At 34.6% G+C, this 12905-nt stretch carries 11 protein-coding genes; 5 read left to right on the top strand and 6 right to left on the bottom strand.

The window, feature by feature from the left end:
• Positions 1-8: 8 nt before the first annotated feature.
• Both DCO46_RS20255 and DCO46_RS20250 read left to right on the top strand, forming a co-directional pair.
• Positions 9-380: a BlaI/MecI/CopY family transcriptional regulator gene (locus DCO46_RS20255; RefSeq protein ID WP_116754298.1), complete on the top strand. Its 372-nt coding sequence runs from the start codon at positions 9-11 to the stop codon at positions 378-380.
• Positions 377-1813 carry an energy transducer TonB gene (locus tag DCO46_RS20250; RefSeq protein WP_116754297.1) on the top strand — a complete coding sequence of 479 codons (1437 nt, stop codon included), beginning with the start codon at positions 377-379 and terminating at the stop codon, positions 1811-1813. The genes DCO46_RS20255 and DCO46_RS20250 overlap by 4 nt, the downstream gene beginning before the upstream one ends.
• 99 nt (positions 1814-1912) lie before the next feature.
• On the opposite strand, the gene DCO46_RS20245 is transcribed toward DCO46_RS20250, so the two are convergent.
• Positions 1913-3277 (bottom strand): saccharopine dehydrogenase family protein, encoded by a 1365-nt coding sequence (locus tag DCO46_RS20245; protein WP_116754296.1) that lies wholly within the window; start codon positions 3275-3277, stop codon positions 1913-1915.
• A 191-nt stretch (positions 3278-3468) separates the two neighbouring features.
• Between DCO46_RS20245 and DCO46_RS20240 the strand changes: the two genes are divergently transcribed.
• Both DCO46_RS20240 and pckA read left to right on the top strand, forming a co-directional pair.
• Positions 3469-3855, top strand: a complete 387-nt coding sequence (locus tag DCO46_RS20240) for a DUF423 domain-containing protein (protein WP_116754295.1) — start codon at positions 3469-3471, stop codon at positions 3853-3855.
• A 205-nt stretch (positions 3856-4060) separates the two neighbouring features.
• The gene (gene pckA, locus DCO46_RS20235; protein WP_116754294.1) at positions 4061-5665 is read left to right on the top strand and encodes a phosphoenolpyruvate carboxykinase (ATP); all 1605 of its coding nucleotides are present in this window, start codon (positions 4061-4063) and stop codon (positions 5663-5665) included.
• 188 nt (positions 5666-5853) lie between these two features.
• Here pckA and DCO46_RS20230 read toward each other — a convergent pair whose 3' ends face one another.
• The gene (locus DCO46_RS20230; RefSeq protein ID WP_116754293.1) at positions 5854-6912 is read right to left on the bottom strand and encodes a phytase; all 1059 of its coding nucleotides are present in this window, start codon (positions 6910-6912) and stop codon (positions 5854-5856) included.
• Positions 6913-6985: 73 nt separating this feature from the next.
• Positions 6986-9796, bottom strand: a complete 2811-nt coding sequence (locus DCO46_RS20225) for a TonB-dependent receptor (protein ID WP_116754292.1) — start codon at positions 9794-9796, stop codon at positions 6986-6988.
• Between the two features lie 232 nt (positions 9797-10028).
• Between DCO46_RS20225 and DCO46_RS20220 the strand changes: the two genes are divergently transcribed.
• Positions 10029-11129: a DUF4407 domain-containing protein gene (locus DCO46_RS20220; protein WP_116754291.1), complete on the top strand. Its 1101-nt coding sequence runs from the start codon at positions 10029-10031 to the stop codon at positions 11127-11129.
• Positions 11130-11240: 111 nt separating this feature from the next.
• On the opposite strand, the gene DCO46_RS20215 is transcribed toward DCO46_RS20220, so the two are convergent.
• The 3 genes from DCO46_RS20215 to DCO46_RS20205 all read right to left on the bottom strand — a co-directional run.
• The gene (locus DCO46_RS20215) at positions 11241-11945 is read right to left on the bottom strand and encodes a PH domain-containing protein (RefSeq protein ID WP_116754290.1); all 705 of its coding nucleotides are present in this window, start codon (positions 11943-11945) and stop codon (positions 11241-11243) included.
• Positions 11946-11991: 46 nt separating this feature from the next.
• Entirely contained in the window at positions 11992-12363 is a 372-nt protein-coding gene (locus DCO46_RS20210) for an MmcQ/YjbR family DNA-binding protein (RefSeq protein WP_116754289.1), read from the bottom strand.
• A 10-nt stretch (positions 12364-12373) separates the two neighbouring features.
• A partial coding sequence (locus DCO46_RS20205) for a DUF4421 family protein (protein WP_116754288.1) occupies positions 12374-12905 on the bottom strand: 532 nt, incomplete at its 5' end.

Genomic DNA, 12905 nt, shown 5'->3' with positions numbered 1-12905 from the left:
CTCAAAAAATGCAACTATCAAATTCAGAAGAACAATTAATGGAGCATCTTTGGAAGCTTGAAAAAGCATTCATGAAAGATCTGCTCGAATCGTATCCGGAACCCAAACCGGCTACTACAACAGTAGCGACTTTATTGAAGCGGATGATTGACAAAAAATTCATTTCTTATAATGAATTTGGGAATTCGCGCGAATATTATCCGCTGGTAAAAAAAACAGATTATTTCTCGAAACATGTAAATGGTTTAATTAGTAATTTCTTTAATAATTCGGCATCGCAATTCGCCTCTTTTTTTACTACCGAAACCAATTTATCAGCTTCAGAACTGGAAGATCTCAAAAAAATAATCGATTCAGAAATTCAAAAAAAGAAAAAATGATAGCCTTTCTTATAAAATCAACGATTGCTTTAAGTGTTTTCTTTGTGTTTTATTATTTGGTATTAGAACGCGAAAAAATCCATCAGTTTAATAGATTCTTTCTGCTTTTTTCAATTGTAATTTCATTCGTAATTCCGTTTGTTTCGTTTGAAATTATTAGAGAAATTCCGGTGAATTTATCCAATCAGATCAGTTTTGATCAGGCGACGGTTACATTTCAAAGTGAAGAAAAAATCGATTACAGATTGATTTTTTTATGGAGCCTGTACGGATTGATAACACTCTTATTAGCGATAAGATTTGGCAGAAATGTTTGGAGTATTATGTCAAAATCCGGTCATAATCCGACCCTGATCTTTAAAAATTCAAAATTGGTTTTGGTAGAGGAGAAAATTCTGCCTCATACTTTTTTAAATTACATTTTTGTCAATTCTGATGATTATAACAATCGAAATATCGAGGAAGAATTATACACGCACGAATTGGTTCATGTTACTCAGAAACACACATTTGATATTTTGTTTATTGAGTTTTTAAGAATCATCTTTTGGTTTAATCCTCTCTTTGTATTTTATAAAAAAGCAATGCAGCTCAATCACGAATTTCTTGCAGATCAGGAAATAGTAGAAGAATATAATAATGTTCCATTTTATCAAAAACTGCTTTTAGAAAAAGGAAGTGGAATTGAGACGATTTACCTGGCCAGTAATTTAAATTATTTAGTAACCAAAAAACGATTAATTATGATGACAAAAAAAACATCTAAGAACATAGCTTTTTTAAAGAAAGTGGCGATTGTTCCTGTTTTAATGGCTTTAACGGCTCTTTTATGTATCAAAACGGTGGCGCAGGAAGCTAAAATGAAAACAGATACACTTAAAAACAATTCTGACAATAAAAAAAGCTATTCGAAAACGTCTGTCGTTGCTGATCAAAAAAAGAATGCTGTTCTGACAAAGGAAAATGATGTACTAACAGAAGAGCAAAAAAGAAACGTTCCTCCGCCTCCGCCAGCAGCTGGTTCTTCGGTAATATCGACGGATATCATTGTTGATCACATTACAAAGAAACCTGAATTTCCGGGTGGAATGCCTGAATTCTATAAATTTATTGGCGAAAATTTTAAACTGCCAGCCGAGGCTTCAAAAAACAAAATTCAAGGAAAATTATTTGTGGAATTTATGGTTGAAAAAGACGGAAGTCTGTCTGAATTTAAAATTATAAAAGATCTGGGATATGGAATAGGATATGAAGTAATTCGAGCTTTAAAACTTTCTCCAGCCTGGACTCCGGGTTCTGAAAGCGGTAAACCAGTTCGTGTGCTGTATAGTTTGCCCATAACTATTGAAAATAATGAAGAGCCAAAAAAATATAAGGTAATAAATGCATCCTATCCGAGAATGGATTTTGCACCAACTATTTTTGGAAATTAAAGTTTTTTAGAATTTTTATATAAAAAATCCGCTTCCAGACATTAGAAGCGGATAAATTAAAAACTAAAAAAAATTCTCAAAAAAAAAACTAAGCCACAACTAAAATAGGTCGGGATTATATCCAAAATAAGGCATGGTTTGTTCGTTAAAAACAACACCATACTCTTCTAATTCTTTTAAAATAGGCAGATAAACTTCCTTGTTTATCGGAAGCTGAACACCCGGAGTTGTAATTTTCCCGTTTAAAATTAGCAAAGTTGCCATTGCAACCGGTAATCCCACGGTTTTTGCCATTGCAGTATACGTCTGGTCGTCGCCGATACAAACCATTTTCGAGTCGATCTGTTTTTTCTCGCCGTTTAGTTCGTAACCAAATTTATGATACATGACAATCATATCTTTGTCTTCGGGTTCTAAACTCCAGCTGTCCGAAAGTATTTTTTCTAAAATTTGTGCCGGTGTGGCATTTGGCAAATTCACTTTCTTGTCGGGATTAAACAAATCCAGTTCCAAAAGTTTGTCCCACATGATATCGTCCTGATCAATTTTTAAAATCAGGCGTGTTTTGATTTCTACAGAATCGGTTGGGTGATAAGGCAGAAACGAATTTACAAACTGGCGATAGCTCATGTTTTCAGAATCTTCCATGATATAGCTGTCGTCCGTCATTCCGAGCTGCACAAACATATTCCAGGCTTTAGAGAACCCCACTCTGCGAATTGTTCCTCTGTACAAAGTCAGAATATCATCCAGACCATAAATAGAACGGTATTTTAGAGAATCACGATTGGAATACGCTTCAAATTTTCCGTAGCCTTCAACCTCAAGAAATTCAGTTCTTCTGAACAAATTGCAATACGGAATATATTTATATGTGCCTTCCTGAACAAACTTTGCTGCGCCGCCTTGTCCTGCCAAAACTACATTTCGTGGTGCCCAGGTAAATTTGTAGTTCCAAAGATTATTGTCAGATTCAGGAGCAACCAGACCGCCGCAAAAAGATTCAAAAAGAAGCATATTGCCGCCTTTTGCCCGGATTTCGTCAATTACTTTCATGGCGCTCATATGGTCAATTCCGGGGTCTAAACCAATTTCGTTCATGAAAATAAGATTGTTTGCTCTGGCTTCAAGATTTAACTCCTGCATGGCATCACTTATATAAGACGCCGTAACAAGATGTTTTTTAAACTGAAGACAATCTTTTGCAATTTCAATATGCAAATGTGCCGGAAGCATTGAAATCACAATTGAAGCGTTTTCTATTGCTGCTTTCCGTTCTTGCATATTAAATATATCTAAAGCTATTGCAGTCGCATTCGGATGTTGCTGCGTCTTTTTTTCGGCCAGAGCCAAAGATAAATCGGCTACAACAAGATGAAGGTTTTCACTTTCAGATTTTGATAATAAATAGCGTATTAATGAAGAAGCCGAACGGCCTGCTCCGATAATTAAAATGCGTCTCATATTTTAAATATATAACACAAATATATTAAATTGTTATAAATATAACAATGTTGTTCGATGAAAAAAATCATTTATTTTTAAATTTAAGAATAACACTAATAAATTACTTTAAATAAAAAAGATTTTGAAAAGTAAAATGCTTTTTAAATTCTTTGAAGTATTTTTGTTCCATACTGAAAACATACATTATCATGAAAAGAAAAATTGTTTTAACGGGAGCCTTTATCGGAATGTTAGCTATTATTTTGGGGGCTTTTGGAGCTCATTTACTAAAAAAATGGTTATCTGTTGAACAATTAAATACTTTTGAAGTTGGTGTTCGTTACCAAATGTACCATGCTCTGTTTTTGTTTTTTCTTTCTACCAGAAAAGAGCTTGCCGAAAAAACCTTAAAACCAATCTACGGATTGGTTGTGGCAGGCGTTTTACTTTTTAGCGGTTCAATCTATTTATTAGTCACTAAACACTTAACAGTTTTTGACTCAAAAATTATCGTATTCGCAACACCTTTGGGTGGATTCTTATTAATTCTTGCCTGGTTAATATTATTTGTTACTATTTTGAGGAGAAAATCATAAAATCCCGAATAAAAAATTCTATCTAAAAATTAATCTTTAATTTTGTCTCATAAATAACATAAAAGCTTACTTATGTGAATTTTTATTTCTTTTTATCTGTATTGATGAAAAATATAACAATTCTGTTTTTTTAAATATAACTATTTAAAAATCAAGTAAAATGTGTTAATCAATAAAAAACAAAAACATACACAACGACAAATTTATGGACACTAACACACTTTTCACGCAATCGATTTCGTTGAAAGAATTAGGAATTGAAAATGCAACAATTCGTTATCAATTATCGGCAGATGAATTGCATGCGATTACTTTGCAGTCAGGTCAGGGTGTTGAGAACTCTACGGGAGCATTGGCAATCAATACCGGAGAATTTACAGGACGCTCTCCTCAGGATCGTTTTATTGTAAAAGACAGCATTACAGAAGATAAAGTTTGGTGGGGAAATGTAAATATCCCGTTTTCACCTGAAGCTTTTGATAAACTATATAATAAAGTAACTCAGTTTTTATCTGGTAAAGAAGTATTTGTAAGAGATTCTTATGTATGCTCTGATCCAAATTACAGATTAAATGTTCGTGTCGTTACAGAAACGGCCTGGTCAAACTTATTCTGCTACAATATGTTTCTTCGTCCTGAAGAATCTGAACTGGCAAACTTTACTCCGGAATGGACAGTGGTTTGTGCACCAAGTTTTATGGCAGATCCTGCTGTAGACGGAACACGTCAGTCTAATTTTGCCATTCTTGATTTTACTAAAAAAATCGCTCTTATTGGAGGAACGGGTTATACGGGAGAAATGAAAAAAGGAATTTTTTCTGCTCTTAATTTTATTTTACCGGTTTTTGAAGATACACTTCCAATGCACTGCAGCGCCAATGTTGGGGAAGGAGGAGATACTGCAATTTTCTTCGGATTGTCAGGAACAGGAAAAACTACTTTGTCTGCAGATCCGGACCGTAAATTAATCGGTGACGACGAGCACGGATGGACAAGTGAGAATACTGTTTTTAACTTTGAAGGCGGTTGTTATGCTAAAGTTATCAATTTAACCGAAGAAAATGAACCGGACATCTTCAGAGCAATTAAAAAAGGAGCTCTTTTAGAAAATGTAGTTTTCAAACCGGGAACAAACGAAGTAGATTTTGATGATGTTTCGATCACTCAAAATACACGTGTAAGTTATCCGATAACTCATATTGATAATATTCAGCCGGGTTCAATCGGACACAATCCAAAAAATATATTCTTTTTGACGGCAGATTCTTTCGGGATTTTGCCTCCAATTTCAAAACTGACTCCGGGTCAGGCTGCTTACCATTTTATCTCAGGATATACGGCAAAAGTTGCCGGAACTGAAGCAGGGGTTACAGAACCACAACCGAATTTCTCGGCTTGTTTTGGAGCACCATTTATGCCTTTGCATCCAACACGTTACGCAGAAATGCTGACTAAAAAAATGAAAGATGCAGGAGTAAAAGTCTGGTTGATCAACACAGGCTGGACAGGCGGAGCATACGGAACAGGAAGCCGTATGAAACTAAAATATACCCGTGCTATGATTACAGCGGCATTAAAAGGCGAGCTGGATAATGTAGAGTACGTAAACCATAAAGTGTTTGGAATTGCAAAACCACAATCCTGCCCGAATGTTCCAGGCGAAATTTTAAATCCTAGAAATACCTGGGAGGATAAAGATTTATACGATAAAAAAGCAATTGAATTGGCTCAGAAATTTAAAGCTAATTTTGCCAAATTTGAAGAGTTTGCCAATGCCGAAATCCTGGCTGGCGCACCGATTACAGAATAAGGGCAATTACTAATTCAAACTAAAAAAGCTGTTCCATTTAGGAACAGCTTTTTTTTGTTTCAGGTTTCAGATTCCAATAGAGACTTTAAAAGGATTGTCACACTGAGCGAAGTCGAAGTGCTTTGAGGGCTTCGACTTCGCTCAGCCTGACAAGTATTTAGTTCAACCTGAAACATGGAACAAAACAACTATTTCTTCCCTTCGTCAATACGTTTTTGCAATAAATCCCATGTATAGTAATGAAACGTCATTCCGTTGCTCATGGCTACGAAAAGTCCGTTTTTGTATTTTGGACCTAAGTTTACATTGGTAACATCTGCACCATCACACTCCACTGTAGAAGTCGGAATTTCTGCCAATAAAGGATATTCGTTTGCTTTTCCTTTTGCGCCTTCTCTCGGATAGACCATAAAAGTATTGGCTTGTTGGTTAGAAACTAAAATATAACCTGTAGAATCTGTTTTTTTGTAAATCGCGATTCCTTCATTATCAGCTTTAAAACCTGTTTTTCCGAAAATGGCTAATTCTTTATTATCGTTTAAGGCCGGATCTGCATTGTATTTTCTAATTCCGAATTGTTCGTCGCAATAGTAAACAAAACCTAATTCGTTATCCACTGCAATCGCTTCGATTTCTTTTTTACCGCTATAGGCTCCAAATTTTCTAACCACTTTTGCTGTTGCATTTTTTCCGGAACCCGCAAGTTCATATTGCCATAAATAACTTCCTGATGGTCCTGATTTTCTTCCAACGATAGCAAAAATCTTCTTGTCGCCTGGACGGGTATATAGAGAAATTCCCATTGGGTCACGCAATTGTTCACCTTCAAAAACAGGAATACCACCATTGTCAATTGGTTTTAAATCAGGTAAACTAAAAATTCTGATTTTATTAGTTTCACGTTCTGTTGTAACAGCAATGTCAATTTTTTTCCCATCAATTAATAATCCGTAGGCGATATCAACATTGTTTGGTCTTTGTAAAACAATTGATTTTTTTAGGATTTTTCCATTTAGATCAAAAGCATACAAACCTCCGTCAGTATCTTTATCTGTTCCAACAATGATACTTTTGGAAGCATCAGTCGGATGAATCCAGATAGAAGGATCATCTGTATCGTGAGGCAAGGCTTCTGTGACCGTTGTTGGTTTAAGTGCATTTGGTGCAACAGCTGCTAGTTTATCGTCTTTGCAGGCTGTAAAAGAGAGAGCTAAAAGCAAAAGAGCAACTAAAGATTTATTTTTCATTATGTTATGTGTTTTAATGCAATTAGACAGAGCGCTAAACTCTGTCTAATGTATGAATTTTTAAAAATGTAGATTACAAGTCTAATTTCAATCCGAAATTATAACGTGCCTGATAATATTCAGCTTGTTTGGTGTGCGATTCAATACCCTGAGAGTAACGCAACGGCTGATTTGTTAAGTTATTAGCTTCGGCAAAAAGACGCAATTTTGGAGTAATTTTATAAGAAGCATTTGCATCCAGGAAGAACTGCTTGTCATAATAACTGTCTTTATAAGACTCAGAACCTAATTCATCTAAATAATCAGATGTAAAGTTTGTAGAAACCCTCGCAGAGAAACGTTTGTTCTCCCATGACAATGATCCGTTAAACATATGAGGTGTTGTTCCCGGTAAACTAATATCGTTTCTTTCATTTCCGTCTTCGTCGGCAATACCTTTTGCTTTAGATTTCGTGTAAGTATAGTTTAAGTAGATACCAAAACCTTTTAAAAATTTACCTGGAAGGAAATCCAACTGACGTTGAAAAGCAACCTCAAAACCATAAACATCAACGTTGTCTCCATTTCTGGACTGTATGAAAGACCAGTTTTCTCCAACCGGAACCGGATTTGCCTGATTTGGGAAATCATTAGCAAATTTTTCTGCTGTATACTGATTGTCACTATAGTTATAAATGAAATCATTTAATTTTTTGTAGAAAACACCTCCTGAAATCAAACCAACAGATTTGAAATAATTCTCGACCATAAAGTCATAGTTATAAGAATAAGTTACATCAAGATCCGGGTTTCCGGCTGTAATTTCTTTATCAGCAGCAATATTGTTTACATAAGGAGCCAATGCATAATAGTTTGGTCTTGCCAAAGCGGTTGTAGCCGCTGCTCTTAGAACTAAATCTTTTGTTGCATTGTATTGAAAAGAAATACTTGGCAATACGTTTGTATAAGAATTTGTATTGTTTATTTTGCTTTCTAATTCTTCTTCATCCAAAACACGGTTTCCTGTATAATCGATATGGGTATTTTCAACCCTGAACCCTAAAACCATAGATAGTTTATCATTAAAATCCTGATCCCATCTTACGTAAGCAGCGTAAATACTTTCTTTAGCGTTATAATTTACGGCTAAATATTCTGCAGCATCTGCTTCTTTTTCAAATAAAGAAGCATTATTCAGGTCTAAACTTCCCAAAAACCCTACAGATGCAAAAGTTCCCGGAACATACTGGCTTCCCGGATTGAAATCTTTTCCGTCATAGAAACTCGTTGGAACTTCAGATAACAAATCCATTCCGGCATTTAACGGACTGTAAGAATAGAAAATATTATCTCTTGTTTTCTCTTTTAAACGAAGTCTAAGACCTGTTCTCAATCTCCCTTTTTCTGATGGAATAATAGTGAATGGAAAACGGATATTTACTTTTGCACCAAATTCGCTTTCGCTGGTATCATCTGTATTTTCTGTAACCGAATCAAATTCAAATTGATCAAGAGCTTCTCCGGCTGTTGTTACGACTGGAAATCTTGGATCTGAAAGGTTTTCAAAAACATCCAGCCCTTTTTGACGATATTCGATATAACGCTCACCCGGACGGTATTCTCTGGCTTTTGCATAATTGGTAGACCAGTCTAAATCCAGTTTTGAATTGATTAAATGTTCTCCGCGAATAGAATAATTCTGTACACGCTGATCTTCTAATCTTCTGTTTTTGTTTCTGCTGTTGTCTACACCACCTTTTGTCTGACGTTTTGCACGGCCTTCAAAACCAATGATTTCTTCACCATTATAAAGCGGTTCAATATCATCATAAGTGGTTCTGAAACGGTTTTCTCTGTCGTCTCTCCAGTTGTATATTGCGTTGGCAAAAATGGTATTGTTTTCGTTAAATTTATAATCAAAAGCTAAAGATCCGCTGCGGCGAATACGTTGTACGTCGTACTTTCTAACTTCTGCGGCCTGTATAAAATCGTTTCCGAAATCATCTTTTACCCATTCGTTTTCGATGTTGTCAGAACCATAATCTACATTATTATAAGAACCACTTACTACAACACCCAGTTTATTGTTAAGAAAACGATTACCGTAAACTAAACCTGCAGTATAAGAAGCGTGGTCGCGAATTGGCAGATAACCTCCGGCAAGAGTTGCAGAGATTCTTTCGCCATTTGGAGTTGCTCTTGTAATTAAATTTACAGAACCTCCGATTGCATCTGCATCCATATCTGAAGTTAAAGTTTTGTTTACTTCGATAGTAGAAATCATATCAGACGGAATTAAATCCATTTGAACATTTCTGTTGTCACCTTCAGCAGATGGAATTCGGTCACCATTTAAAGTTACAGAGTTTAATGAAGGAGCCAAACCTCTAATGATGATATTTCGGGCTTCTCCCTGATCGTTTTGCATTGTGATACCCGGAACACGTTTTAACGCATCTCCTACGTTTGCATCAGGAAAACGCCCCATCTGATCTGAAGAAATTACGTTTCCGATATTTTTATTGTTTTTTTGTTGATTCAGTGCTTTAGCCTGACCTTTTAAGATGTCTCCAACTACAACTTCATTCAACTCAGTTCCAGAAGTTTTAAGGGCAAAATCAATTACGTTATTTTTTCCTTGCTCGACTTTAATTTCCTGTACTGAAGATTCGTAACCAATATATTTAACTTCAACTTTATAGGTTCCTTCATTGATATTAAGAAGTTCAAAACGACCGTTATAATCTGAAACGGTGTATTTTTTTTCGCCTACAATCTGAATCATTGCTCCAGGCAGGGGAAGTTTGTCATCAGCATCTAATATCTTTCCGGATATTATCGCTTTTTGAGCAAAACCTATTACTGTAACCAGTAAAAATGTTGCTAGTAAAAAGAATTTTTTCATTGTGTGTTTAATTTTTTACGAAACTAACCCCTGAATATTATTAAACTCTTGAAAAAAAATTATCATAGTGTTATGATTGGTAAGTTATAAACAGGAATCATTAATGTTAAAATAACATTCCAGACATGAGGTATGGTAAAGTCAAATTAAAAAAACAAATCAACTATTTGCATGAGAATCAAAATTTTGGCGTTAAATTTGCCCTATCAATCACAATCAAAAATCATCAATCATGTTAAAACAATTTTTTATCCTGTGCTCAGGAGCCGACCGCGATCTTCTGGATGGCTGTTCTGAAGGCGAACAAACTAAATATGTTGGTATTGGCGCCACCGTTTTCTTCACTGCTGTAATGGCTTTTTTAGCCAGTGCTTATGCACTTTTTACAGTTTTTGACTCTATTTATCCGGCTTTGATTTTCGGATTTGTATGGAGTTTATTAATTTTTAATCTTGACCGTTTTATTGTTTCTACCATCAAAAAAAGGGATCGTTTTATGGACGAATTTCTTCAGGCAACACCTCGTATTATGCTGGCCATTATTATTGCCATTGTAATTTCGAAGCCTTTAGAGATTAAAATTTTTGAAAAAGAAATCAATACTGTTTTATTAAAAGAGAAAAACGAAATGGAACTGGCCAATAAAAAACAGGTTGGCAATTATTTCAAATCAGATTTAGACAAGAATAAGGCTGAAATCGTGGCATTGAAAGCGGACATTATAAAAAAAGAAAAAGAAGTAAACGCTTTATATTCAACTTATATCACCGAAGCGGAAGGAACTTCCGGAACTAAAAAACTTGGAAAAGGTCCGGTTTATAAAGAAAAAAGAGAAAAACACGATGCTTCGCTAAAAGAGTTTGAATTACTCAAAAAAACAAATGAAGCTAAAATTGCCGAAAAAGAAAAAACCGGAAAACAGCTTCAGGCCGACTTAGATAAAAAAGTATCACAGACACAACCTATTATTGAAGGTTTTGATGGTCTGATGGCGCGTATTAATGCACTGAATAAATTGCCATGGCTGCCATCGTTTTTTATTATGTTGTTGTTTCTGGCTATTGAAACTTCTCCAATTATCGCCAAATTATTGGCTCCAAAAGGAGAGTTTGATTTTAAACAGGAAGAAGCTGAAACAGCAATAAAAGCCACTTTGGAACAGAATAAATACCAACGTGAGTTACTGAAAAAAACAAGTGCGTCTATGCATGACAGAGTGTACGCGGATATTGCAGAAGATAAAAGCCTCTACGATTTACAACGCAAAAATGCCTCAGAGTTGCTGGAATTACAATCGCACAAATTTGTAGAAAAACAGAAGGCTACGCTTTAAGTCTAAAAGTCCAAAGTCCAAAGTTTCAAGTCATAAAAAAAGCCAGAATATCTATTTCTGGCTTTTTTATTTATAAAGAGATGAAAGCTTTATGACTTTCGACTTTAAGACTTACATATAACTTAATATTTCTTTTTTGAATGCATCATATTCACCCTGCATAATCAAACCATTGTCAAGAAGCTTTTTGTAATTCTGTAATTTATCAAAAAGTTCTTCTTTAGATAATTCGCTCAATTTACGGTCTCCGGTTGGAGCTGGTGCCTGAGGCTGAATTTGTTCGTAAGTTTCATAAACAGGAGCAGCAGGTAAAATTTCAGCAAAACTGGTTACTTCTTCAGTTTCTACTTCCTCAATTTCATTTTCTTCAATCTCTTCTGCTTGTACTTCTTCAACTATTGGTGTTGCTGTTGCTACAGGATTTTTTAAAATATCCAATTGTTCCTTAGCATATGTAAAGATTTTTCGCGCCTGAATTTTGGGAATATAGTCTATAGAAGTCTGAATGTCAGTTTTTGTAGAGAAAGAAAACTCAGAACCCAAAATGTTTTCTTTAACAAAAGTCCCAACAATTTCATCCCAGGTGTAATCTGTAAAATCCATAGAAAGACCTAAGTTTTTCGGCTTACAGATAATGATTCTTTTGTTTGTTAATACAATACTATCTGGAAAAACAGTGATTGCCGGTTTCTTCTGAACAGCAATATAACCCACTTCTTCGCCTCTCATTAATAAATCATTGAGTTTTGAAGTGATCTTTTCAATCGCTTTAGGATCCTGTTCCTCGTTTAAAAACTTTTTAAATTGTTCTTTCATTTTTATAAGTTGCTAAGTTTTTTTACTGACGTTGCAAATGTAATGCCTAATTTTCTAATTCAATAATTTCACTCTGAATTTTCTTTGTCAAACTTTTGAAAACCAAATCATACGAATGATCTATCAATTCTTTGACCATTTTTAGAGGGAGATTTCCGTTTAGGGCTATTGTATTCCAATGCACTTTACTCATATGAAATCCGGGTTTTATCTCTTCATATTCGGCTCTTAGTTCCTGAGCGCGATCGGGATCACATTTTAAATTTACCGATTGTTCATTCTTTTCCCATTGGGATAAAGACGACAAAGCAAACATTTTTCCTCCTACTTTAAAAACCAAAGTGTCTTCATCAAAAGGGAAGTGTTCTGTAACCCCTTTTTTAGAAAGACAATATTCGTAGTAAGTTTCTAAATTCATATTATTAAAATTACATTTTTATTTTCTCTTCGGCTTTTTCAATTGGTTTTGCAATAAATTTGGGTGCATCAAAAAGATATCCAAAATATAATAATCCGTAAATTTTATCATTTTCAGTTCGGGTTTTACTGTCTGAATTGTACCAGTTTACGTTAAAATTAAAACTTGCCCCAAAAAGAATATTGTTCGAATTATAGCCCATTTTAATACCACCTTCCAAAAATCGTGTAAAATAGGTTTCTTTTTCAACAGATTTTACATGGTTCTCTATTGTATTATCTTTAGAAAAACGAATACCCAGTGATGGTGTAAAATTGGGTGCAATATAAAATTTCTCCTTAAATATAAAATTATAAAAATAACTCAATCCCAATCTAAAATTAAAGTTATCTTCTTTAGAATTTATATTATCCTGATCAAAAGAAAAACGATTGTATTCGTATGAGAATGTTGGAATAAAACTTCCGGCACTATGTTTCTGCCATTCGGTAAAGGAAGTAATACTTTTTAAGGAAAACTTTGAATTAAAAACATACGAAGTT

Source organism: Flavobacterium sp. HTF (assembly GCF_003105115.1).
GTDB lineage: Bacteria > Bacteroidota > Bacteroidia > Flavobacteriales > Flavobacteriaceae > Flavobacterium.
The sequence above is the reverse complement of the archived record's forward strand: the minus strand, read 5'-3'. Positions and strand labels throughout refer to the sequence as shown.